Source organism: Rhizobium altiplani (assembly GCF_001542405.1).
Taxonomy (GTDB): domain Bacteria; phylum Pseudomonadota; class Alphaproteobacteria; order Rhizobiales; family Rhizobiaceae; genus Rhizobium; species Rhizobium altiplani.
In genome coordinates this window covers 15515-40201 of the sequence record NZ_LNCD01000099.1, presented here as the reverse complement: position 1 = coordinate 40201, position 24687 = coordinate 15515, and the positions used below count along the sequence as shown (strand labels likewise).

Annotated in this window: 20 protein-coding genes and 3 pseudogenes; 15 read left to right on the top strand and 8 right to left on the bottom strand. The window is 57.0% G+C overall.

Going from position 1 to position 24687, the window contains the following annotated elements; genetic code table 11:
• From AS026_RS23415 to AS026_RS23380, 7 genes and pseudogenes are all read left to right on the top strand, one after another.
• Positions 1-369: pseudogene (locus tag AS026_RS23415) on the top strand (5,10-methylene tetrahydromethanopterin reductase); the annotation flags it as partial.
• A gap of 33 nt (positions 370-402) precedes the next feature.
• On the top strand, positions 403-1680 hold the full coding sequence (locus tag AS026_RS23410; RefSeq protein WP_028746909.1) for an acyl-CoA dehydrogenase family protein: 1278 nt from the start codon (positions 403-405) through the stop codon (positions 1678-1680).
• A gap of 112 nt (positions 1681-1792) precedes the next feature.
• Positions 1793-2800: a sugar ABC transporter substrate-binding protein gene (locus AS026_RS23405; RefSeq protein WP_028746908.1), complete on the top strand. Its 1008-nt coding sequence runs from the start codon at positions 1793-1795 to the stop codon at positions 2798-2800.
• Between the two features lie 177 nt (positions 2801-2977).
• On the top strand, positions 2978-3985 hold the full coding sequence (locus AS026_RS23395) for a sugar ABC transporter substrate-binding protein (protein WP_028746906.1): 1008 nt from the start codon (positions 2978-2980) through the stop codon (positions 3983-3985).
• A 65-nt stretch (positions 3986-4050) separates the two neighbouring features.
• Positions 4051-5595: a sugar ABC transporter ATP-binding protein gene (locus AS026_RS23390; protein WP_037075242.1), complete on the top strand. Its 1545-nt coding sequence runs from the start codon at positions 4051-4053 to the stop codon at positions 5593-5595.
• A complete protein-coding gene (locus AS026_RS23385) occupies positions 5585-6601 on the top strand; it encodes an ABC transporter permease (protein ID WP_028746904.1) in 1017 nt (338 codons plus the stop codon). Before AS026_RS23390 ends, AS026_RS23385 begins: the two co-directional genes overlap by 11 nt.
• 2 nt (positions 6602-6603) lie before the next feature.
• Positions 6604-7575, top strand: a complete 972-nt coding sequence (locus tag AS026_RS23380; protein ID WP_007539487.1) for an ABC transporter permease — start codon at positions 6604-6606, stop codon at positions 7573-7575.
• A 164-nt stretch (positions 7576-7739) separates the two neighbouring features.
• On the opposite strand, the gene AS026_RS23375 is transcribed toward AS026_RS23380, so the two are convergent.
• Positions 7740-8546 (bottom strand): FAD/NAD(P)-binding protein, encoded by an 807-nt coding sequence (locus tag AS026_RS23375; protein WP_131815340.1) that lies wholly within the window; start codon positions 8544-8546, stop codon positions 7740-7742.
• Positions 8547-8745: 199 nt separating this feature from the next.
• A complete protein-coding gene (locus AS026_RS23370; protein WP_063805942.1) occupies positions 8746-9603 on the bottom strand; it encodes a Dyp-type peroxidase in 858 nt (285 codons plus the stop codon).
• On the opposite strand from AS026_RS23370, the pseudogene AS026_RS23365 reads away from it, so the two are divergent.
• The 3 genes and pseudogenes from AS026_RS23365 to AS026_RS23355 form a co-directional block, all read left to right on the top strand.
• A pseudogene (locus AS026_RS23365) lies at positions 9559-9828 on the top strand (aldehyde dehydrogenase family protein); the annotation flags it as partial. The gene AS026_RS23370 and the pseudogene AS026_RS23365 overlap by 45 nt on opposite strands.
• Positions 9829-9850: 22 nt before the next feature.
• Entirely contained in the window at positions 9851-10978 is a 1128-nt protein-coding gene (gene argE / locus AS026_RS23360; RefSeq protein WP_028748649.1) for an acetylornithine deacetylase, read from the top strand.
• Positions 10979-11181: 203 nt separating this feature from the next.
• A complete protein-coding gene (locus AS026_RS23355; RefSeq protein ID WP_040679154.1) occupies positions 11182-12081 on the top strand; it encodes a LysR family transcriptional regulator in 900 nt (299 codons plus the stop codon).
• Positions 12082-12548: 467 nt separating this feature from the next.
• Here the strand turns inward: AS026_RS23355 and AS026_RS23350 are convergent, their stop codons facing one another.
• Positions 12549-13658 (bottom strand): flavin monoamine oxidase family protein, encoded by a 1110-nt coding sequence (locus AS026_RS23350; RefSeq protein ID WP_062369808.1) that lies wholly within the window; start codon positions 13656-13658, stop codon positions 12549-12551.
• 942 nt (positions 13659-14600) lie between these two features.
• Here AS026_RS23350 and AS026_RS23345 point away from each other — a divergent pair.
• From AS026_RS23345 to AS026_RS23335, 3 genes are all read left to right on the top strand, one after another.
• Positions 14601-15578: a LysR family transcriptional regulator gene (locus AS026_RS23345; RefSeq protein WP_028748646.1), complete on the top strand. Its 978-nt coding sequence runs from the start codon at positions 14601-14603 to the stop codon at positions 15576-15578.
• A gap of 628 nt (positions 15579-16206) precedes the next feature.
• Positions 16207-16494 carry a sigma factor-like helix-turn-helix DNA-binding protein gene (locus AS026_RS44285; protein ID WP_328285785.1) on the top strand — a complete coding sequence of 96 codons (288 nt, stop codon included), beginning with the start codon at positions 16207-16209 and terminating at the stop codon, positions 16492-16494.
• Between the two features lie 77 nt (positions 16495-16571).
• On the top strand, positions 16572-17780 hold the full coding sequence (locus AS026_RS23335; RefSeq protein ID WP_235777153.1) for a sterol desaturase family protein: 1209 nt from the start codon (positions 16572-16574) through the stop codon (positions 17778-17780).
• Between the two features lie 276 nt (positions 17781-18056).
• Here AS026_RS23335 and AS026_RS23330 read toward each other — a convergent pair whose 3' ends face one another.
• Both AS026_RS23330 and AS026_RS23325 read right to left on the bottom strand, forming a co-directional pair.
• Positions 18057-19073 (bottom strand): helix-turn-helix transcriptional regulator, encoded by a 1017-nt coding sequence (locus tag AS026_RS23330; protein WP_028748644.1) that lies wholly within the window; start codon positions 19071-19073, stop codon positions 18057-18059.
• 375 nt (positions 19074-19448) lie between these two features.
• Positions 19449-20039 carry a NodA family N-acyltransferase gene (locus AS026_RS23325; RefSeq protein WP_028748643.1) on the bottom strand — a complete coding sequence of 197 codons (591 nt, stop codon included), beginning with the start codon at positions 20037-20039 and terminating at the stop codon, positions 19449-19451.
• A gap of 455 nt (positions 20040-20494) precedes the next feature.
• Between AS026_RS23325 and AS026_RS44045 the strand changes: the two genes are divergently transcribed.
• A complete protein-coding gene (locus tag AS026_RS44045; RefSeq protein WP_268871451.1) occupies positions 20495-20623 on the top strand; it encodes a hypothetical protein in 129 nt (42 codons plus the stop codon).
• A 195-nt stretch (positions 20624-20818) separates the two neighbouring features.
• Here the strand turns inward: AS026_RS44045 and AS026_RS23315 are convergent, their stop codons facing one another.
• Complete coding sequence (locus AS026_RS23315; protein ID WP_007539333.1) at positions 20819-21655, bottom strand: helix-turn-helix transcriptional regulator; 837 nt, start codon at positions 21653-21655, stop codon at positions 20819-20821.
• A gap of 300 nt (positions 21656-21955) precedes the next feature.
• Between AS026_RS23315 and AS026_RS23310 the strand changes: the two genes are divergently transcribed.
• Positions 21956-23062: an aminotransferase class I/II-fold pyridoxal phosphate-dependent enzyme gene (locus AS026_RS23310; RefSeq protein ID WP_028748641.1), complete on the top strand. Its 1107-nt coding sequence runs from the start codon at positions 21956-21958 to the stop codon at positions 23060-23062.
• A 340-nt stretch (positions 23063-23402) separates the two neighbouring features.
• On the opposite strand, the pseudogene AS026_RS23305 reads toward AS026_RS23310, so the two are convergent.
• Positions 23403-23546: pseudogene (locus tag AS026_RS23305) on the bottom strand (transposase); the annotation flags it as partial.
• Between the two features lie 301 nt (positions 23547-23847).
• Positions 23848-24552 (bottom strand): DUF3846 domain-containing protein, encoded by a 705-nt coding sequence (locus AS026_RS23300; protein WP_245307465.1) that lies wholly within the window; start codon positions 24550-24552, stop codon positions 23848-23850.
• Between the last annotated feature and the right edge of the window lie 135 nt (positions 24553-24687).

Here is a 24687-nt window from a genome sequence, read left to right as displayed (position 1 = left end):
TGGACCATCGATGAACTAGCGAAATTCGGTGGCATCGGCGGGATGGGGCCAGTCTTTGTCGGCTCGGGCGAGCAGATTGCCGATATTCTGCAAGAATGGGTGGCTGAAACCGGCGTCGATGGTTTCAACATCGCCTATGCCGTGACGCCCGGCAGCTTCGAAGATGTCGTCGAGCACGTTGTGCCACAACTTCAAAAACGCGGCGCCTATCCGACAGCCTACCGTCCCGGAACGCTCCGCGAGAAGTTGTTCGGCAACGGTCCCTATCTGCCAGCCACCCATCCGGCCAACGCGTATCGGGACATCGAGGCGGTCAAGCGCCGCGAGGCCGCAGCCCTGACGCCCCAGCTGAAAACGATTGGCGCGTAATCGCTGCCACAGCCTCTTAACATTAGGTGCATCATGTCACAGGTTGATCAAGCTTGGGGAGCGGGGCCGAGTGCCCGCTACGAGGACCTCGCCAAGAAATTTCGTCCGCTTTTCGAGGAGATCAGACAAGGCGCCATAGCTCGCGAGTTCAACCGCATCCTTCCTGATGCCCAGATCGCGTTGCTAAAACGTGCGGGCTTCGGTGCACTTCGCCTGCCGGAGGGCGAAGGTGGACTTGGAGCGACGCTGGCGGAGTTCTTCAATCTCTTGATCGAACTGTCCGCCGCCGACTCGAACATAACGCAGGCACTGCGCGGCCATTTTGGTTTTGTGGAAAACGTCGTCAACACAGCACCGAGCGCTTTCCGTAGACGTTGGGCTGAGCGCATTTCTAACGGTGAGATCGCTGGCAACGCCTGGACCGAGATTGGCAATGCCAGCCAAGGCGCCTTTGCAACCCATATCGCCCGCAAAGGCGATGGCCTCGTGCTCAACGGCGAGAAATACTACACGACCGGTTCGCTTTTTGCCGATTGGATCGATGTCGGCGCGACAGGCCTGGAAGGCGAGGGCATCACCGTGCTCGTGCGCCGCGACGACCCGGGTGTGCGCGTTGTCGACGACTGGGACGGGTTCGGGCAGAAGCTGACCGCAAGCGGAACCACGACATTTTCCGATGCGAGGGTAGATCCCCTTGACGTCGTGGTCGACGACACGAAGTTTGGCTACAGCCCTGCGTTCTACCAGACTGTTCATCTGGCGACCTTGGCCGGGATAGGCCGCGCTATCGCCATTGAGACCGCCGCTGCGGTTTCGGCACGAACACGCCAATTTTCGCACGCTGCCGGTCCCCGATCGAGCCAGGATCCACAGGTGCTCCAGGTCGTTGGCCGCATTCGCTCCAATGCCTACGCCACCACTGCAATCGTGTTGCAGGTTGCGGCGGCCCAAGAACGCGCCCATGTCGCCAATTTGGCGGGCAATGACGAGGCCGTGGAACGCGCAAATGCGGTTGCCGAACTGGAAACATCACAAGCCCTCGGCGTGGTCACCAATCTGGTTCTCGAGGCGTCGACGATCCTGTTCGACACGCTGGGCGCCTCGGCAGCGAAATCGTCCACCGCGCTCGACCGTCACTGGCGTAACGCACGAACGATATCGTCACACAATCCCCGCATCTACAAAGACCGGATCGTCGGTGATTTCGCGGTGAATGGAACGCCGCCGCCCGGTCAGTGGCGCATCGGGCAAGCACCGGCATTAACGGCAGAGAGCCCGGACAAAGTCGACGAAAGTTCCGCTGCGGCCTGACCGCCGTCAAGGGGATGCGCGCTCGTGGCGCGCTGCAAGGTGCAGGGCGCGTGAAGTGCATTCAACCTCCCGAGCCTCTCGGGCACCAATTTCGCTATTGTAGGAGATGTCCATGATAGAAAGTCCAGATCGCGGTCTCGGCCGCCGTGAAGTCCTGAAACTCACCGCGCTTGCCAGCGCAACGGTCGCCGGTGCCGCTTTGGTCGGCGTCAGCCCCGGCCTGGCAAGCGGCGAGCTGTCTCTTAAGGGCAAGCGCATCGGCATCAGTACCGTGGGCACAGACCACCACGCCGATCTCCAGGCTTATAACGCCCAGATCGAGGAGGTGAAACGCCTGGGCGGCGTTCCGATCGGCGTTGATGCCGGGCGCAACGACGGCAAGCTCATCTCCCAGCTTCAGACACTGATCGCGCAGAAGCCCGACGCCATCATCCAGCAGCTCGGCACGCTCACGGTTATCGATCCCTGGCTGAAGAAGGCGCGTGATGCCGGCATCCCCGTCCTCACCTTGGACGTCGGATCGACGAACTCGCTGAACAACACGGCATCCGACAATTGGGAAATCGGCAAGAACCTCGCTCTGCAGCTGGTCTCGGACATTGGCGGCGAGGGCAAGATCGTAGTCTTCAACGGCTTCTACGGGGTCACGCCCTGCGCGATCCGCTACGATCAGCTGGTGAATGTGATCAAGTATTTCCCGAAGGTGGAGATCATCAAGCCGGAGCTACGCGACGTTATCCCCAATACCGTTCAAGATGCCTTCACCCAGGTCACCGCCATCGTGAACCGCTACCCGGAAAAAGGCTCGATCAAAGCGATCTGGTCGGCCTGGGATATCCCTCAAGTGGGAGCCACACAGGCTCTCGTGGCCGCCGGCCGCACGGATATCAAAACATACAGCATCGACGGCAGCCCGGAAGCGCTGCAATTGCTCGCCGATCCGAACTCCCCTGCTGCCGCCAATGTGGTCCAGCAGCCGGCCGAACTTGGGCGCACCGCGGTCCGCAATGTTGCCCGTGTCCTGGCTGGCGAGACCTTGCCGCGGGAGACCTATGTTGCGTCCATGCTTGCGACCAAGGACAACGTCAAAGAGGTCATCGAGAAACTCGGCGTGCATTAGGTCGGGGCTAAGACGGTATTCCAGTGCTTCCGCGGTATGTCGTCTTGTCTTTCAACGATCAACAGCGCGTCGTTTTGAAGCTGCGAGACAACAATGATGGCCTTGCCAGCTGCAACTGCCACGATCTCCGCCTCGCATCGCAACAGCCAAAGCAACCCACAATCAAAGGAGTAAATCATGACTGAAAAATCAGCCACAGGTCTCGGCCGCCGCGACCTTCTGAAGTTTACCGCACTGGCGGGCGCAGCGGTCGCCGGTGCCGCAGCGATCGGGATTCGTCCGACACTTGCTGCTGAAGACCTGCCGCTCAAAGGCAAGCGCATCGGCATCAGCGCCGCCGGCACTGACCACTTCTTCGATCTCCAGGCCTACAATGCCCAGATCGAGGAGGTAAAGCGGCTGGGTGGCGAGCCGATCGCCGTGGATGCGGGGCGCAACGACGGCAAACTCGTTTCGCAGCTCCAGACCCTTATCGGGCAGAAGCCGGACGCCATTGTCCAGCTTCTTGGAACGCTGACGGTCATCGACCCCTGGCTCAAGAAGGCCGGCGATGCAGGCATACCGGTTTTGACCATCGACGTCGGCTCCACTTATTCACTGAACAACTCGACCTCAGACAACTGGGGTCTCGGCAAGGACCTCGCCCTGCAGCTCGTGTCCGATATCGGCGGCGAAGGCAAGATCGTCGTGTTCAACGGCTTCTACGGCGTCACGCCTTGTGCGATCCGTTACGATCAGCTCGTAAACGTCGTGAAATATTTCCCCAAGGTGGAGATCATCAAGCCGGAACTGCGCGATGTCATCCCCAATACCGTCCAAGATGCCTTTACCCAGGTGACCGCGATCCTCAATCGCTATCCAGATAAAGGTTCGATCAAAGCAATCTGGTCGGCCTGGGATGTGCCGCAGCTTGGCGCAACGCAGGCTCTTGTGGCTGCTGGGCGAACCGAGATCAAGACTTATGGCGTCGATGGCAGCCCGGAAGTCCTCCAGCTGGTCGCCGACCCCAAGTCTCCAGCCGCAGCCGACGTTGCACAGCAACCGGCAGAGCTCGGGCGCACCGCCATTCGCAACGTTGCCCGCCTGCTTTCTGGCGAAAAACTGCCACGCGAAACCTACGTGCCGGCGCTTCTCGCCAACAAGGCGAACGTCGGCGAGGTCACCAAAAAGCTGGGCATCGGCTGACTTTAGTGACCAGGCCGCGCCTCTGTTCAAAGGTGCGGCCATCGTTCAGCGTGCGGAGCACCCATATGAGCCAAATAATCGCAGCGGAAACTGACCCTGCCGACATTCTCAAGCTGAGCCAGGTCGTCAAGACCTTCGGGGGGGCGCGCGCTCTTGATGGCGCGGGACTGACTGTAAGACGGGGAACAGTGCATGGGTTGGTCGGCCAAAATGGAGCTGGCAAATCCACACTGATCAAGGTCCTCGCCGGTCTCCACCAGCCAGACGATGGCGCAATAGAGATCGATGGCACGACACACGCGCGGCTGACCCCGAAGCTTGCGGAAGAACTTGGCATCCACTTTATCCACCAGGATCGGCTCCTGCCGCCAAGCTTCACTGTCGGGGAAGCGCTTTTCTTAGGTGACGAACCAAGCCTTGGGGCGACACCCTTTCTCGATCGTCGGCGCATGCGACACGAAGCGGCGCGCCTGCTCAAGTTCTATTTCGAGATCGAACTGCCTCAGAACGCGCTGATCTCGGAGCTGACCACGGCGGAAAAGCAAATCATTCAGATCACTCGTGCATTGATCCGCAAGCCCAAGGTTCTCGTTTTCGATGAGCCAACAGCAGCGCTCGTGCGCCAGGAGGCCGATATTCTGTTTCGGCTGATCAGGCGGCTCGCCAACGAAGGCGTCACAATCTTGTACATCTCTCATTACCTCAGAGAAATCGAAGACATCTGCCAGACCGTCACGATCTTGAGAAATGGCCGTGATGTTGCGACGCTTGCCCTGTCCGAAACCTCTGCCGAGGAAATCGGTCAGTTGATGATAGCGCGCGAGACAGGTGATCTCTTTCCCGCTCGTCAGGTGCGCCTCGGCGAGGAGTTTCTTCGCGTGCAAGACCTCGCGGTGGCAGGCAAGTTCGAGCCGGTTTCCTTCACCTTGCGCCGCGGTGAGGTGCTCGGAATCACCGGGCTTCTCGGATCGGGTGCCAAGGACCTGATGCGTGTCCTCTTTGGGCTGGAACGGGCAACATCGGGGACAATTGTCCACGAAGATCGTAACGTCGGACTTGCCTCGCCGCGAGACGCGGCCAAGGCAAGATTTGCCCTGGTCCCGGAGGATCGTCGTCGCCACGGGGTGGCACTCGATATGAGTGTGAGAGAAAACGTGACCATCGCCAGCCTCGGCCGATTCTTGCGGTTCGGGCGGCTCGACAGGAAGGCTGAAGCAGGAGAGACGGATAAACTCGTCCGAAAGCTTCAGATCAAGGCTGACGGGCGAGAGGCCTTGGTCCGGTCACTATCTGGCGGCAATCAGCAGAAGGTGGCGATAGCGAAATGGCTGGCTCGCGACACCGACCTTTATCTGCTGGACGAACCCACAGTGGGCGTTGATATCGGCGCAAAAGCCGAGATCTATGCACTGATCGCCGACCTCGTTTCGAGCGGAGCAAGCGTCATCCTTCTCTCCACCGATCTCGATGAACTCGTCGGCATGACGGATCGGGTCCTCGTGATGTTCCGCGGGCGCGTTACGCGCGAGCTTCAATCCAGCCACACCATGGCAAACGACATATTGGCCGAGGCCACCGGCGCTCGGGAAAGGTTGCGTCATGTCAGTTGATATCGAAAGCTACGCTCCCGTTTCCGGAGCGGAACCGGAGACGCCTCAGCAAAAGACCCGGCTCGCTGCCACTTTGCTGCGTTATGGCGCCTTAATAACCTTTCTGTTGATCCTGGTCATATTCTCCGTTTCGGCGCCCTTCTTCCTTTCGGTGTTCAACATCGGCAACATCCTGGGGCAGACGGCAATCACCGGGGTTCTGGCGATAGGCCTCACGGTCGTCGTGATAGCGGGAGGCCCGAATGTCGTGACCGGCGGCATCGATCTGTCGCTCGCCGCCAACATGGGTCTTAGTGCAGCCATTTACGCGAGCTTGATACAGGCAGGCTACGGTGACGGCGCCGCCGTGATCGCGGCGCTCGGTTCAGGCCTTGCGGTCGGTGCGGTAAACGCGATTGCGGTGGCCGGGATCGGCATCGTGCCTCTTTTGGCGACGCTGGCGGTCATGAATGTCATTGCCGGGCTCGAGCTTGTGCTGACCGAAAACACGGTCATTCCTGCCTCCGGCGATGTGCTCACAGCACTCTCCTCCCAGGGGCCTTTAGGTATCCCGGTGCTTGGCTATGTTCTGATCGCCTTTTCGCTTGCGATGTCTCTTCTCGTGCAGGGTACGCGCTATGGGCTGCGACTTTATGCGGTTGGTGAATTTCCGGAAGCCGCGCGCTCCGCAGGCATTCCGGTGAAGGCCTATCTCGCCGCAGCCTTCCTGATCAGCGGTCTTTGTGGTGGTCTCGCCGGCATCCTCAATACAGCATATCTCAGTGGCTCAAGCACGGGTTCGGGCGAGATGCTCCTGCCTGTGGTCGTCACCGCGCTGCTCGGATCGGTGTTTTCCCGCCGACTTGTTCCGACCGTCGGCGGCACCCTGCTATCGGCTTTGTTCGTCGGTGTTCTTCTCAACGGCTTTCAGCTCCTCAATCTCTCCAGCACGCTGGTCAGCGGCGTCCAGGGTGTACTGATCCTGCTGACCGTATCGGTTACGACACTTATTCGCAGGGACGTTTGACCATGGCGACCAAATCTCTTTCCAGGAATGTTGTCGCGCTCGGCGGCCGAACGGCTCTGATCATCGCGCTGATCTGCGTCTTTTGGCTGTTTGCCTCGCTAGCGCCGAGCTTCCTGACAGCTGGCAATCTTTCAAGCCTGCTTGCCAACAATTTCAGCTTGCTGGCAATCGTAGCCGTCGCCATGACCTTCGCCGTGGCTTCCGGCGGTATCGATCTGTCGATCGGCGCGGCGATCGATTTTTCCAGCCTCGCTCTCGTGTCATTGGTGCTGACTGGCCATTCCGTCGGTGTTGCGGCCTTAGGCGGGCTTGCCGCGGGAGCGCTTGTCGGTGTGTTCAACGCGATCCTTATTTCCTGGGCAGGCCTTTCGCCTTTTCTTGCGACGCTTGGCACGCTCTTTGTCGGCCGCAGCATTCAGCAGCTGCTCACCAATGGCGGCAACCCGATCTACCTCCCGCAAAATGCGATACCGGGTTCTTTCCGTGCTATCGGGCATGGCACGATCCTCGGTGCCCCGGTGCCGCTGATCATCGCGCTCGCCACGGCGGCGGCCGCCGCCTTCCTACTTTCGCAGAGCCGGTTCGGCCGCGCGGTCGTTGCCGCAGGCGTGCAAGCCGATATTGTGCGCTATTCCGGGCTGCCGCTGCGCCTCATTCTTGCAGGAACCTATGTCCTGATCGGCGTCATCGCAGCGGTGGCAGGCCTGGTCCTGACCTCGACCGTGACAGTCTACGTACCCAATTCAGGCAACGCATTTTTGCTCAATTCCGTTGGCGCCGCATTCATAGGGACAACCATCCATATCCACGGTCGCCCCAATATCGTGGGGACCGTACTCGGCGTTTTGCTGCTTGCTATCGTCGCAAACGGCCTGCTCTTGAGCGGCCTGAATTTTTACTGGCAGCAGGTTGGAACGGGCACCTTGATCTTTCTCGTCCTGGCGCTCAGCTTTGCGACACGAAAGGCCAGCTAAACGGCAGGAGCCGCCAAGCTCCTCCGTTCCCAGAATTATCCTGGAGCCAAGAACGCGAAGCCTAAGCCGTTCTGGATCCGCCGGAGTAATACAGCAAGGCGCTGGTGGGTCTCGACCGGGCCGTGGTCCGAGGTCCCGCTTGGCTGGCGCCGATCGGATCTGCCTCACGTGGCTCGGTGTTCAAGATGTTCAGCAATCTGCTCAGCGACGAACAAGGCATGCTCGCTTACCTCTGGCAGGCCCATCAGTTCCCCAAACTGGCCCCGCGCAAGCGGGCCTGCGACATAAAGTGTCGGATCAGGCGAGAGGTCAGCGGACAGTGCTTGTGACAATTCGTTGCAGGAAAGGCCAAGTCCGGTGGGATCGGAATGGAGATGGCCTCGTCCGCGGAGTTGCTCGAGCCAATTCTGACTGGAAAGGATACGCCCATGTGCCGGTCCGGTTGTGACGACGATGGCATCGAACTCGCGCCTCTCGATTGACGTCGGCCTCCGGCGTCGAACCGAGAGGCCGATTTTATCTCCGTCCGTGTCGACGTCCTCGATGGCAGCGGCGAGAATTTCTAGCCTGCCAGCTGCTAAAGCCTCATTCAAAACGCGTTCGACTTGCGGCGCGATCCGAAACCGATGCACGTCCCAGTATGGACGCAGATGCCGCACGACGCGGCGACGATCGTCGATGGAAAGAGCCTTCCAAAGATGAGCTCCTTGTGCACGAACCCGATCGATGACCGCATGCCAGGTCAGGCTTTGTCGCTCAGCTTGCCGGATCGACGCGCGAATGCGCGAGAGGAGTTCGCTCGCCGTCTTCGGATTCGGTGTCAGGAAATCGCCAAATGGATCCTGCTGAACCGGTGCATGCCCGTTTGAGCGCAGCCCACGACGGGAAAGCGATACGACTGGCCCAAGATGCCCCTGATGTGTGAGGGAGGCAATGACGTCAGCAGAGGTCAGGCCATTGCCAACGATCAACACCCTGTCGTCAGGGCGTATCAAACGAAGCGTGCCTGCCGCCGTCGGATCAGTTCCGCTGCCGCGGCCCCAATCGGCGCGACTATTGCGAGAAGCGCTATACCTGTCAAACGTCCCAGCATTTTTCCCTCCAAGTGCACGGTCAGTCACGCGGCACATCATCATCCACATTTGCAGAAAGCTTCGCGGACACTGCCCCTTAGTCTTTCGTGCCCAGCAAGGTCCGTTCCTCATAGAGTTGGTCTTCACGTAAGTGCGGTACTTCAGCGTCCGCTGCCTTCCCGATGCGGGCGAGAAACCGGACCGCGCTTCTGCTTGGCATGAAGAGGTAAGCTCCCCCGCGCATTCGGACGAAGTCCTTTATTCCGGTCAGGTTTAACGGGCCGCGAGCCGAGGGTATCGTCAACCGTCCCATGCCGCCCCCGCGACCGATGATCGGGTCGACTTCGTTTTCCAATCCGTGGAACTGCCAGGCTGTGGCCCAGGTCTGCTGGACAAACTCGAACTGACGTTCGATGTCTGCGTTGAGGCACATGAAAAGAAGACCGGGTTTCTGCTCCTCCGGGTCATTAGCGCCAAACGCGTCAAAGCCTCGTCCAACGCGCAGGATGCGATGTCGATTGACGATTGAAAGTTCATCTTTTGAGGCCGGCGCCAGACTGTCGCGTGGATTGGATCGGCGAATGTGGGCCCCCAAGGGACAACGCTCACCGAGTGGATCCTCGGCGCCAGGAAGGAAATCGTTGTCAGGGCGGAACGCTTCGCCATCCTGTTTCCTCGTTGCCGGACCATGCGGATACCGAACCAGCGAAGAACCGTCCTTCCAGCGACCGACCATCTTCGCACCGATCCATCCCGGTAAAAGATCCGGTTCGAGCTGATCCGGAATCGCCGGATGGCCGGCATAGCGGGCGGCCGCATCATTCACGTAATCGTTGAAGACGTCGACATATTGCGCAAGCTGACGAATGACCAGGAACGTACCGTTTCGGCCGAGGTCGCGGGCGGCAGTCGAACGTTCGGTGACGAAGAAGAAGCCTTTGAATTGAGTGATCATCCAACCTACGGTCTTGCCGCCGGCGTGTTCTCGAAGGATCTGTCGCAGGCAATGCGGGCGGTCAAACGCGTTGAGGCAGGGACAGTTTGGGTCAATCGTTACGGGCGCTCGCGCGACCACATCCTCCCGACCGGTGGTTACAAGGCATCCGGTATCGGCAAGGACCTTGGCAAGGAAGCCTACAAATCCAACCGTCGGCTAAAGAGCGTTTTGATCGAAATCTGAATTGGCGCCGGAGGTACGCATTATGGCAAACGCTCGTGAAATTCTTGAAAAGTTGATAGGTTTTCCATCCGTCGTGGGCTCGGCGAACGCGCCGATCGTCTCTTACATCAGGGACTATTTCGCTGCGCTCGGCGCGCATGTGAGCGAGCTGCCCGGTCCGGAAGGAAATCGTTCAAATCTGTTCGTGAGCATGGGACCGCGTGATCGAGCCGGCATCATTCTCTCGGGTCATACGGATGTCGTGCCCATAGAGGGTCAGCCTTGGACATCGCCGGCGTTCGCGCTTCGACAAGGGGGCGATCGCCTTTACGGCCGCGGCACCAGCGATATGAAAGGGTTTCTTGCCGCTGCCATGGCCGTCGCAGCTGGAGTCAATGCGGAAAAACTCCGTCGCCCCCTTCACTTTGCATTTTCCTACGACGAAGAGGCAGGATGTCGAGGCGTTCCCCATATGATCGAGGCAATTCCGTCGATCTGCGCCTTGCCGGCGAGCTGCATTGTCGGAGAGCCAAGCCAGATGATCCCGATTCTTGCGCACAAGGGGAAGGCCGCCGTCAAATTCACAGTCGAAGGAACAGCCGGTCATTCGTCGAGACCCGATCGCGGGCTCAATGCCATTCACGGACTGTCCACCTTATTGGCCAAGGCGGTGGCTCAGTCGGATCTGCTGAAGCACGGGCAGCAGAATGAACTCTTTTTGCCGTCATACTCGACCCTTCAGGTCGGTGTGATCGAAGGAGGTCTGTCACTTAACGTCATACCGCAGTTCGCAAGCTTTGATGTCGAGGTTAGAGCCATTCCCGGCGCGGAGCCCTACTCACTGCTTGAACCGATTTTCAAGGCCTTTCCCGAGCTTGAAAAGGTTGGACTCAAAGTCAAAGCTGATCGCTTGTCCGAATATCCAGGAATGGAACTCCCGGAAGATTCCGATTTGGCCACATTGATGACGAGGGCAACTGGCCGGAACCCCATCCGCGCGGTGAGCTACGGGACCGAAGCCGGGCTTTTTGCGAAAACCGGTATTCCCTCAATCATCTGCGGTCCCGGTAACGTCGACCGAGCGCACAAGGTCGATGAATACATTCGCCTGTCGGAGCTCAATGAGTGCTGCTCTGTGCTCGACCGGGTCGCTTCCGACCTGGCTGCGTGATCAGCGAGCGACGTACTCACACATTTTCAAAAGAAGGATTGATCGTAGCCATGGAAGCCACGAACGACCGCATCGAAAAAGATCACTGGAGTATCCCTTCGTCCATCGCGAGGCTTGGGCAGAGCTTGGTTGACGACGAGGTTAGCAGCAATGCATTATGATCAGAAATGTCATTGATCCTTCGGTTCATAAATGGCATCATAATGCTTGATCGTCAGCATCTTGCAATTCTGAGAGAAGTCAGCCGTCGAGGCAGCGTTACCGCGGCCGCCGAAAAGCTGAACGTCACTCAATCCGCCTTGAGCCATACGATCGCAAAGTTCGAGGAACGGCACCGCATCAAGATATGGATGAAATCAGGCCGCGGGCTGCGGTTGACGCAGACAGGTGAGTATCTGCTTTCTGTGGCCGAACGCGTCCTGCCCCAAATGGAACATGCCGAGCGGGTCCTGACCGATTTTGCTATGGGAAGGAGAGGAGCCCTTCGTGTTGGCATGGAATGTCATCCCTGCCAGCGGTGGCTGACCAAGATTGCGACGTCTTATCTCGACAAGTGGCCCGATGTCGATTTCGACGTGCGTACGGCTTTCCGGTTCGACGGTGTCGAGGCACTCCTTGCGTACGAAATCGATCTTCTGATCACACCGGATCCCGTGGACGCGCCGGACCTGCTCTTTACGCCGGTTTTCGAATATGAGTTGGTGCTGATGGTGCATGCGACCCATCCTCTTGCCAACCGGAAATGCGTGCAGCCACAGGATCTTCTCGACGAGGAACTGATCACGGTTCCGGTCACATTGGAGCGGCTGGACATATACACCAAATTCCTTGTTCCCGCCCATTGCCGACCGCGTCAGCACCGCACGGCCGAAACCATCGACCTGATGCTGCAACTCGTCTGTGCGAAAAGGGGTGTTACGGTCCTACCGGATTGGCTGCTGCAGGAAGACGCCGTTGGAATGCCGATACGCGCACTACGCGTGGGCGATACCGGTATACGGAAAAACATCAATCTGGGTGTACGGCGCGGTGAGGAGACCATATCATACATCGACGGTTTTCTAGCGCTTGCCCGCGAGAGGGGGCGCTCGCCTTCGCCGTGATCGCGGAAAGCGAATTTCCCAGCGCCGCCTTGATTCCCTCTCGTCAATCACCGTCGAGGAGATGTTCAGAGCCACGATATTTGCAAGAGGTTATTCGAGCTTGTGCATGTAGGCGGCCATGTCTCGCGTCTTTCCTTCCGTGCGGCATCGCATTGTGATGTCTCGCCTCCGACGTAGGGAAGCAAACGGGATCGGAATAGCAAGCATCGCAAGTGCGGCCTGACTGAGGAAGCTGCCCCCAAAATGGTGACCTGGAACTGCTTCGAGGGTCCAGATGACCAACTGCGGGCGATCACAGCAGCAACCAAGCCACCGACCATAACCCGGGCGATCGCTCTGTCGAGCTTAGCGACTGTGCCGCAGTCCGAACCCAGAGGTTTCGTGTGGTGGTCTTCTGATGTTGTGACCCGGCGGTTGTGTCGCGGAAAGCCTGGAACTGTTCAGGCAAACCGAACCACCTCTATCCTTCAGCTTTGCTCGACAACGAGTTTCGAGATGACGTCTCGGGCAGCTTGGGAAGATGCTTGTACGGCGCCGGCAAGGTAGCCGGCCTCACCTCGGCTCGTCTCGCTCCCGGCTAGGACCAGCCGCTCTTTCCACGGGCTAGCGATCCAGCCCCCTCCAGGGCCATTCGGGTGGCCGGCGGAAAACCAGTCGGCGGATGTCGCAGTCAGCGGGTCGGCAGCCCAGTCCTTGTAGAGGGTCGCTCGTGGATGGGCAGCTTGCGGCCCGAAGATGCGCGTGAACTGGCGGATCGAGGCCTCCTTCAGCGCGACCGCGCCGATTGCTGCACGTTGTTCGGCTCCCATCCCGACGAAGCCGAACAGGGCTGCCTTGCCCGAGTACGTGGTCGCATCATGGATCTCCGTCAAAGGTCCAACCATGCTTTGCGCCGTCCCGGAGAATCCTGCCTCGCGCCAGAAGGGACGATCGTAGATAGCGAAAAATTTGGCGTGTGGCGCCATCCAGGTCGGCGTTTGCCTCCACAGTTCGATCGTGCCTTTCTCCTGGGCCGGCTCGAACTGGACGGTCGCCTCCAGAATACGCGGCGGAAGCGCCGCAATCACCTGTGACGCCTGAATCAGCTCTATACGTCCGTCGGCAAATCTCAAAGACAGCTCGACACCGGTTTCGTTGAGACGCATCGCGGTGACTTGCGCACCGCACCACAGCGCCGCCTCAGGCAAGCCTTGCGCCAGCGCACGAACCAATGAAGCGGATCCTCCGATGAACCTCAGTGCTTCGGGCTCCTGATTCAGTCCGGGATAGCGCTTTGCCGATTCCCGCGACATCCGCTCGAAGACAACGTCGCCATCGCTGTTTTGCGCAAACGTGAGCAGATCGAGTTCGGCAACGAGCGCGGCGATCGCAGGCTGCATTCGAGGCCAGATCCAGGACGGTCCAAGGTCGAAGCCGTCTGCGTCCGGCTGGCCTGTCTCGTTCACGGTCTCGATCCGGCCGCCGAGGGTGGCTCTTGCCTCGATGAGCAGGAATTCGATCTCGGCCGCATGCAGCAGTCGCGCGGTGTGCAGTCCTGCAAAGCCTCCGCCGATAATAGCTACCTTGGTGTTCCTCATTATCTCTCTCCGGGAAGCTGGCTCCCGACAGCGTTGGCCTGTCAGAAGCGGGCGCGCCCGTGACGGTCTTCAAGCGGGGATGACGGTCGGCGGGCTGGTGGGACAAATTTGTGATCCCGCGCACATAGCACGAGGAATGTCGGATCAAAAATTTCCTTGCTTCATGGATCGATAAATTCTGTTCATAACACGGAGGCTCATGCACCTCGTGTTTGTGACCTCGCACCACCATCTCAGTCATCCGCAAAACGTCTGCGGCCGTCGTGGCCTCGAGTGGCCTGCCGGTGGGCAGGCGTCCCAGCAGTGCCGTTCAAGCTTTTCGCCTTGGAACCTCAGCCTGTCGGCCAGTACCAGAAATTCGAGGTTTCGTTGATTTTCAACCACGATCGTTGACCTTGGCGGCCACTGCTCGACCGACACGTGTTCCCGTCCGTCGTCGAGTTGCGCTGAACACTGCCTAAAGAATATCGCTGCAATCGCAACCACGGCAGCAGCAGCATCGCAAATCCTATAAAAATCACCATTCCCCTTACCATGCCAGTTCGAGATGTCATCAACGTGTATGCCGGTTTCTTCGGCAAGCGCTATCTGGTTCGTACCTGCTTTGGGTCAAAGCACTTCCAGTGACCTGAACGTGACGAATTCCAAGATCCTGGTTGCAAACCGTTCCGAAATCACCATACGCGGACTGCGCGCCGCTAACGAACTCCGGGTATATGCTGAATCGGCGCGACGCATGGTGGATGGGTCGCTCGCGTTGTCCGACCCCCGCGCGAGCGCAAGCCGACAGTGCCATGTTCAAATTCGCATTCAATGTGCATTTCGCGAATGAAAATCTCCATACTTGGTCTCTGCGCTGTGAAAATGTCAATTTGTATTACTAATGAAGAATGCTGTTGGGTTTGGGGAGCATAGATCCACGCTATGGATAGATAGAGAGACATGCGGTTTAAGGGACTTGATCTAAATCTCCTAGTCGTGTTCGACGCTTTGATGACTGAGCGTAAGCTCACGGCGGCGGCGCACAGCATCAATCTCAGTCAGCCGGCCATGAGCGCGGCTGTCGCCCGGTTGCGCGCCTATTTCCAAGATGAGCTGTTTACGATGACGGGCCGCGAATTTATCCCGACGGCGCGGGCGGAAGGTATTGCACCTGCGGTGCGCGAGGCTCTGCTGCAAGTTCAGCTCTCTATTATTTCCTGGCAGCCGTTTGATCCGGCCCAATCGGATCGTCGCTTCAAAATCGCGCTTTCCGATTACGTCACTCTTGTATTTTTTGAAAAAGTTGTGGAGCGTGTGGCGCGGCAAGCTCCCGGCGTCAGCTTCGAATTTTTCCCTCCCGCCGACCACAATGAAGATCTTCTCCAGCGCGGCGACGTCGATCTTCTCATATTGCCGGAAATATTCATGTCGAATGCCCATCCTCATGCGAGGCTTTTCGACGATTTACACGTGTGCGTAGGCTGTCGCTCGAACAAGCAGCTGGCAGAGCCACTTACATTCGAGAGATACATGTCGATGGGGCACGTTGTCGCTAAGTTCGGAAGTTTTCGGAGGCCAGGCCTCGAGGAATGGTATTTGCGCGAGCACGGTCGCAAGAGACGCATCGACGTCGTGGTACACGGCTTCAGCATGATTGCGCCCGTGCTGTCCAACACTGACCGTATAGGAACCATGCCCTTACGGCTGGCGCAGCATTTAGCAAAAACAATACCCCTTCGAATTGTCGACCTTCCGCTGCCACAACATCTTCCCTTCACCGAGGCCGTGCAATGGCATGCGCTTCACAATAGTGATCCGGCAAGCGTCTGGATGCGCGACATGCTATTCCAGGAAGCGGCCCGTATGACATCACCGCTTGTAGCTGCCGAGCCCCTCATCAACCAGGACCAGCACGAATGTTGTCCAGCTCATCTCTGATCTGAAAACTTCGTCGGGCGACTGAACTGCAAAAATGTTGGTATGGCACCGTTGCCGGTGGAGCAGCCCCAATGCCGCGGGTGCGCTTGTCCGCTCCCCGCCCAGCCTTGCGGCCACCACGATCATGAATGGGACATCTGTCGAGATCGCAGTGCTCTGACATTCCGGTGAGTTCGCGTGATCTGTAATCATCTGATCCCGTTTAATCCGCAAGGACACGCCAGAGTATATGGAGGCGATCGGCAACCAAGGAAACCATTTCTTCGATAGACCCGGCAGGTTCCGGATGCCGCGGCCTGGAAAGATCAAGCCGGACAGCGAATTCCAGGATGCGGGGTGGCAGAGCGGGATATCATATCCAGAATCGAACTAATCCATCTCCGAAAGAACCGGCTTGATTTCCCCAGCCATTCGAACGCAAGACTGCGTTTCATATCGAGCATTTTCCGCATTGTATATGCGACCTCACATAACCCTCCAGATTGCGACGTGAAGCCGGCCGGCATTCCGATCAAAGACCGGCCGCCATTCCGATTTGAAGCCGGCCACCGTTCCGATCAAAGACCGGCCAGTTTTCGGCACTGAAGATCACTCCCTGGTCAGCAACTTTGGCATCAAATACCTCGCGATGAACGAGGGGATTTTGTTGCCGGCAAAGACAAGGCTGACCATGAGACATTTGCGACAAATGCTGCGACTTGCAGCAAGCGGAACCAGCTCGCGTGAGATTGCCGTCCTGTTGGGAATTGCGCGAAGCACGGTGCAGTATAATCTGCAGCGCGCAGCGGCGGTTGGGTTAAACTGGCCGTTGCCTGGGGACCTTGCTGACGATGCGCTCGAGAGCAAACTCTTCGCTCGGAATGGCATCAAACAGGGCACGAGAAGGCGGGTCGAGACCAATTGGTCCGAACCGTAGCAGATACCCCTTGTGATTGAGCGTCTCAGCGAAACCTATTTACCCTTCATCGGACCATTGGGTAATTAATTGATGTCATGAGATACATCCAAACGTCGAATAAACCAAAGCAATTACCCTTGCAGCTTGGCCCTGCGGCAGTCCAAGTGATCCATGCAGGCCGTGAGGATCTGACGCGAGAACACTGGGCGATCTCAATCAGCACATTTGCGAGAGAGCCGTCCGAAGAACGGGTCATTCCTGTCAATGGAGTGGAGAGAATCATTTGGGAGATGGATACTCATCATCCAAACAATCGATTTTGCAATCTAGGTAAATTCCGCATAGTGCATTTTGTTGTTCGCCAATTCTTCGGAGCAATCAAAATGCACGTTCTCGATGTTGGGGAAATGGCCCAGCTCTTCGTCAAAGCGTTTAAATTGGTTGCGATTTTCGCTACCGCATGCGTTGTGCTCGAGGTGATCTTTCCGGCTTACCGATACAGCTTTGCCTCGTACATTCGCGGTGCGCGGAATTGGATTATCCGTATCGGATGCGGCACTTTAATTTGGCACTTCTACGCTTTGGGTTTGAAATGGTTGGGGGTTAAGCCGCTCGTAACGATCAATTTTGGTGCGTTGCTTCACTCTAATAACCCGATCGCCAATACTGGCTTCGCCGTCCTTTCGGGCGTTCTAGTCGCGATTGCTGGTGACTTCTTTTACTACTGGATGCACCGTGCTCAGCACGCCGTTCCATTTCTGTGGCGCCTGCACGCGACCCATCATTCAATCCGCGAACTGACGGCGTGGAATTGCAACCACCATATTTCCGAGCCATTTGTTTACGCGGCGTTTGTAGCACTCCCACTCGCGCTAATTCACTTCGAATCAGGCGTCGTGCCCGTTGCTGCCATGGCGCTGATTACCTTTCAGGCCCATCTTTCCCACTCTAGCACACGCTTTAATTTGGGGCCACTTCGGTACCTCATCGGCGATAATAAATTCCATCGTATTCATCACTCCACGGAATTCCACCACCGGCATAAAAACTATGGCTTCTTTACAACCGTTTGGGACACGATTTTCCGTACTGCATACTGGCCGAAAACGAATGAGTGGCCGGAAGTTGGCATGCGAAATCAGCCCGAACCGCTCACCGTACGCGACTTCATTATGTTCCCGTTTGATCAACGCCGCTGGCGCAAAGCTAAAGCCGGAAGTGGTACACAGGGAATTAAAACTGGAGGATTGAACGCGGTAGAGAGAGATGGTCCCATTCATTCGGACAGGAGTTCTGCAATTTAGAGCGCAAAGCGCTGCTTGTTAAGTTGCCGTTTCTATCGTTGGGGGTCGCGCAGCAACTCTGATCCGAGTCCGGTCTGCCGCACTACTGTCAGGCGCAACAGGTCAGGCCGCAGGACAAATTGGCCGATCACATTAAGCGGCTGAACCGGACGGATGCTGAGGAGGGGAAGCTAGAGGCAATCATCCGCCCAGAGACTTATCAATGTGATGCCATCATCCGGCTTGCACAGACCGGTTCTGCCGTTAATCGCGCCAGCGCCTTCGTCAATTCGCTTGTCAGAAGGACCTACGAGAATTTGATCCGCAGACCCGTCTCCTTGTTTCGGAGGGATTTTCTCCATAGTGCGCCCTATAAACTGCGGCGAATCTTCCGAATTGAAAGAACCCCCATTTCAGGCAGATTTCCTTCATGAGCATGCGGTTTTCTGGATCGAGCAGGTCCTCGCGCGCTGCCCGGAGCCGAAGCATCTGTAGATAAGCTGCCGGCGTTGTATTCTTGAAAGCACGAAAACCTGCTTCGAGTGCCCTGGTGGAAACACCCGCTGCATCTGCCACCATTGGCATTGTAATCGGCTGGTTAACATTGGCACACATGAACTCGATCCCACGGCGGACGTGGCCGGGAGCAATCATGTGTGGCTTCTTATCCAGCAGATGCGATAACCGATGAGGCACCATCCGTATTACGACATCGGCTAGCGCCTGCGTAATATGAGCCGTGGCTATGGGACTCTGACAAAGGGGACCATTATCACGTATTCCGTCGATAATCGCTTCCGTGAGATTGCCGATTGTCCGGCCAACTGGCGTTGAAAGGTCGACTTCGGGCAACAGGTCGAGCGAGCCGCTAAACGGGATATCGAAAGTTTCGCCAATGGTCCGTTGGATCAAAGACCAATTAAGCACCAGCTCATCTATTAAATTGGATTGCCCTTGTATAGAAATGCTATCTAGTTCGAAATTCCTGTAAAGAAGCAATTTCTCTTCCCGGGCCTCAGCCATGCGCGAACCGTACGTGACACCCATGCCGCCTCTGCGAGGCACCACGATCGATAGATGCTCTGTAGCTTCAGAACACCACTGAGCGCGGAACTGAAACCCGGTCTGATGGTGACCGGTAATCAATGTTGCGTTTTCACACCCCGCAAGATCGAGCGCCCAATAGAAGTCCCGAGTACGACCGACGAGATCGGCGTCGAATGTGCCGAAAACCGCTCCGAGGGATTCGATCATGCTATCGAACGTCGAGCCACGATATCGAAAAACGGTATTCTCAGCGCTATTTTCCATCATGCATCTCCAGGCTCAATCCTGCTGCTCGGTCATGCTGGTTCAATGACCAAGCCGGTGATCTAGCTGTGTGCTCGTGCATTCCGAGTTGTGATTACGCATCCTCGATTCCCTTCAACGTGCGGCAACATTCGACTTTCCGCGACAGTAAACCGCCCTCTTCGCCGGCTAACTGAGATTGATCTGCGGGCCGCAGTGAGTTTGGCTCGGTCATCAAAGCATCGAACACGACCGGGAGATTTAGATCAAAGTCCTTTGAACCGCAGGTTTCTTCGACAGACGGGTGACCAAATCCCGATCGCCAGAATTTCAATGTGCGTGGGACTGCGTAAGTTTGCCAACGGGCATTCGGCGCTTCGGGTAAGCAGTCGAGGTGCCTCACAGCTCCGGTCCGTTCCGGTCGATTGTCGTACCGGCTGGCCAATCGGAGATTGGCCGTCCAACAGGCAGAATAATGACAAGTGGGTCCTCGACCCGCGTGGGCGGCAAGTCAGTACGCGCGTGTGGCAGCGTGGATCGTACGCTAATCTCCGACACAACAGTCACCGGACAGTTTCGCCCGAACCTCTCAATGTGTTTTTGCAATGCGGGCCGCACCGTGCCGAAAGCAAACGGAACAGCCAGTTCGCGCAACACCGGAAGCATGGCTTGGATCGAATGTCCTATCCCCAAACCCTCAAGATCCGGACGCACACCATATAGTCCGAGCTCAGCCACCAACTGATCGGTTGTGCCAACCTTTATGAAGCGGCGCAGCAATCCCATGTGAGCCGCGACCCCATTAGCGTCATAGGTGATTGCACGAAGCTCAGGTCTTGCTCCGGCCCAGCTTTGGCTGCCCTCGAACGGCTTTGCATTAAAGGCCCCGGTTGGTCCATAGGTCTTTCGAAAAAACTCGGCGAGTTCGACATGTTCGGCGAGTTCCAACTCGCTTTCCCAGCGCAATTTCCACTGCACGTCGGCGCGCATACAAGACCTCTTATTTGCTGTTGACCGGAGTTCGGAGATATCGAACCTTCGTCAAAGTTTATCGCTCGAGTTTGCCGCAAGCAGCAATCGGAACGCGGCGTATCGGCCGCCCAGTCTCTTGAAATTTCCCAGATCCGAGTGATGACATTGGTTCTCAATGTGGCTCTCAAGGGGGATATTCGGTGACCGAAGCGCGATATCATAAGGCCAATCAAATCAGAAATGGCATTACTGCATGAATCGATGAACAGCGCTCATAATGCTCGGTTTCAGGTGGCTCCAGCAGATAAATGGGAACCAATATCTTGCGGATCTTTTGAATTCCTCGCAAAGCCCTGCTCGAACGTCAGCCGCAAACATCGATCGTATTTCCATTTTCGGCCATTGGCCGCATGGCAGAGCCGGACCCTGAAGGATGGCACGAAATACTTTTTGTCGTCGAAGGAGCGCTGCGTTTGATCCAACCAGGCGAGGCGCGGGACTATGCCGCGGGCGAGTTTGTCACCTACAGCACGGCTCAGCACTATTCCTACTGCAACGTTGAGAAGAAGATCGTTCGCTTCATTCGCAACGTCGTCTCGTAGAACGAAATACCGCCCGGCGGGGAGATAGTGCACGTATGCCGTCATTGTGGTGAAACAGCCCGACGAAGTCTAAGATATGAAACAAATTGGCTAAACACCGGACCGCCTGTCCAGAAGCGCGGATCAGCGCAAGCGGAAATGCGGCTCAGATCGAAGCGACAATTAACAGTGTAGTCTTCGTGTAGGCTGTTCAGCTCAATGCGGAGCGTTATAGTTCGACTGAACGTGCTCCAAGAAGAGGGAAAGCAACTCGGCTTGGGTCGAAATATTCAGTTTTTCGTATGCGCGTTTGCGATGGGTCTTCACGGTGGTGATTGAAATTCCGAGATTGTAGGAAATCGATTCCGAGGAGTGACCGCGCAGGATCATTGTCACGACCTCCCGTTCACGCGACGTTAGACAGGCACCAAAGGTTTCGAACCCAATCCTTGCGTTCGGTCTAGGCGCCTCTTCTTCAGATGCAGGTCGGGATTCCGAATAGCTCCAATAGGCGTGGAATGCAGCCTCGATCACCGGCATTCTTGCTTGGAAGAGTCGGATCGCCTCATCCGCAAAGCCGCCTCGGTCGGTAGCGCGATAGAGGCCTATTTCAGCTGTAACCAAATTTCCTAACGAGACTGCAATATCGATCTCTTCGAGGCCCTGTGGCCAGCCTTCAGTGACATAGCCAATCTCTTCACGCTCAGACAGGACCACTTCATATCCCTTGTAGAGCTCGCTTTGGAGATATGCATCGGGGGCCAGGTCACGAATGCGGTAGACGCCAGAGTGGAGCCCCGTCTGATGCCTTTGGAAAAAGGCGTTCAGGACGTAGGTGCTGGTCAGATAGGTCATCATCCCAGCGCGGGCCGTCTCATTTCTGAAGTCATCGTAAAGATGTATTGGCGGTTCAGAGCCGCGGTACACGACCATCGTAAGCGTGTCGACAGCTGCATCCGTTCGGATCCACTCGGCAAGACGCGCACAAAAATCAGTTTCCCGACATGACGCAATCATTTCGCCGATCTGCTTGTACTCTGCTGTATGCAGCATTCGCCCGCCCAAGAAGCCAGCCAGCCCGACCAGGACGCGGTCAACTGCTGGTTTTTTCGGTTTGCGCGCCGAGCGCGGCGCTGTTGGTGTGTTTTAGCGTAGCGGTTCGTATTTTTCTATCGAAGAATCTCGAGCAGCAAGGGCGATGAAAGTCCGCCCGTTTCAGATCGGCCGCGGTTGGGAACGCTCGCAAGTGATCGACGCTGTAGTCCTCTGGGAGGATAGCGGAAAAAGGCACGTTCACGGTAGCTGACCTCAGGCGTCTGCATCAGCAGACATGTTCGAACAGGAGGTAGCCTCATGAAATACGCCCGTATGGTCATTGAAAAGGAATCGCCGGAAGAATACGGCTACGACCTGATTAAGTACAATCTTTCTGAAAGCTCTATTACAGATCAGAGACTGTCTGACATCGGCGTCGTTATTCCGGACGTCAAGCTTCTCTATGGCGAGCATCGTGGCGATCCGGAGCTGCGTAAGCTGGTTGTCGAGAAGGACGACGGCCTATCTGCGGAGCACGTCCTCATGGCTCCTGGTGCTGCGGGGGCTCTGTTTATTATCTCTACTACGCTCCTTTCGCAGAACGACCATCTCGTCGTCGTGCGGCCGAACTATGCTACGAACATCGAAACGCCGAAAGCGATCGGTTGCGAAATCACATATATCGATCTCGATTTCGACAGAGGCTTTTCTGTCGACATCGATAAGGTCGCAAACTCGCTAAGACCCAACACGCGCTTCATCAGCGTCACTTGCCCACATAATCCGAGTGGCACCACGATGTCGCGCGCCGAGCTCGACCGTTTGATTCAGATCGCCGAGGATCACGGCTGCTATCTACTCGTTGATGAGACCTACCGAGATCTGAGCTATGAAGCGAAGCTTCCGACAGCTGCCTCGCTGAGCAAAAAGGCGATTAGCGTAGCCTCGCTTTCGAAGGCATACGGCATCCCGGGTATCCGCGTTGGGTGGCTGATCACGCAGGACGAGGTGCTCTACGAACGCTTCCTTTCTGCGAAGGAACAGATCGCGATTTGCGGTTCGATCCTGGACGAAACTGTCGCTCTCGAGCTCCTCAAGAAAAGCGAGCAGTTCCTCGCGAAGGTGCTGCCGGAAATGCGCAGGCGCCGCGACATCGTTCAAGAATGGATTAATGGCGAGCCTCTCGTCGAATGGGTCAGGCCGTCAGGTGGTGTCGTGGGCTTCCCGCGCCTGAAGGTTTCCGCGGACTTTGACGCCGGCGCCTTCTACAGATCGCTCCTCGACGAGCACGGCACCTATGTCGGGCCTGGCCATTGGTTTCAAATGCCGGGCAACTACTTCCGCGTTGGTTTCGGGTGGCCGACGGAAGAAGAACTTCGTGGTGGTCTGAAGGCGATCTCCGCCGCGCTTGACGCTTACAGATAAGGCAGGTATGCAGCTGTATCCGGCGGCGGTGCAGGTTTCGACGTCACCGTTGCACATGATGCTGCGGAGATCACTCGATGTCTCGAGGCACCAATCTGCAAGCGACGAAGTCGCGGCAAGGAAGCGGCCGCGATTTCGAACGCTCCCAAGGTCTGCCAAGTAACTCACACTGCAGACGAAAATGAACCTCAATGAAGAGATCATGGTGCTCAGGATTCAGCTGGCCACTAAGGCTGCAAAACGCGCAGCTGAGAAAGAGGCTGGAGCGGTTTAAACGACTGAATAACGCGACCCGTTGCCCTCTTGAGCGGGATTGATTTCAAAGTACGTTAAACGGCGACAGGCCGCCGTATTTGGCGTTCCAGTTGTAAAAGGTCGTCTCGGAAATCCGCTGCCTACGGCAAAGATCTGCCGCTTTCGCTTCGGCCTCCTGCTCCTTCAACACCGCTATGATCTGCTCTTCCGTAAATCGCTGCTTCTTCATAAATCCGCCTCAATGGGCCGAACTCTAATCCATATTGTAGGGAAATACAGTGGCAGGTCAGTTTCTTCCACGTTTGAGTGCGGCAGAAAGACGTGCCAATCCGCTTACGATTTGGCCGCCGATTGGGTGACTTTCAAACTCAGCCGCGTGGAACGCCAAGGGTGGTCGACCGCCGGACACGCTGCATCTTCCCTGCGCTACGTCACTCTGTGGAAAAGCTCTAGCCGCTGCACTCACGTCCGACCCTATGGCACCGGTACGCAGCGAGTGTGACACTTCAACTCCTCGTTTTCTCGCGCTGCTATCGCACGCTCGTGAACAGTGCGATCCGGTTTGTTTCCCGGATCTCGAATTTCATCGTTGCGCCGTCTCGTACGAGCAGCGGGGTGCGGCGATCGATACGCGCGTGGAGGGTTTCCACTGCTCCTGCAACTACGAGGCCCTTCTGCCCCATTTGGTCCGCTGGAACAAAAACTGGATCAAACACCGGCCGGCAACATTGAAAACGTCGCGCCGCTTCAGTCATTGTTATCGTTGGGGAACAATAGGGTTGGCTACCGTCGCCTCCCAAGAGCGCTATCTTCCCGGCAAGAGGCGTCGGGTAGCCGTCAAAGATTGTAAATGAGGTAAGCCCAGCCCGTAAACCTTCTTCGTCAACAAATAGCGAGTGCATGTCGTCGAAGCGGATCATCTGAATCAGATCGCTTCCAATTAAGTCGGAGATCGCTGCAATGCTGTTTCGATCACAAAGCTCAGCAGCACGAAAGGTAGCGGTGTCGGAATCCAACAAATACACGAAATTTTCCATATTCTTTACCCTCAAATTCTTGAAAAAGGCCCGCTGCCGAGGTTGCCTGGCAATGATGGAGAGGCTCGTATGCCATCCGCGAGCTTGCTTTGAGACGGCGATCATCTGCCGGCCGGTCGGGGCACTGCCGGAAGACGCTATGCGGATCTTGCGGGTCGGTAAAATCGATTGTTTGGATTGGACCCATTTATGTTTCACATGGCTGCAAGTCCAATACACGAAGTCGCTTGCCGAGGCGGCCAACCAGCTTCAGTGACTGGTGGAGCGCGAGAATTTAATCGCACGCGGAGTCTCCACCACACAGCCTTATAAGAATCAAACAGACCTCCACAG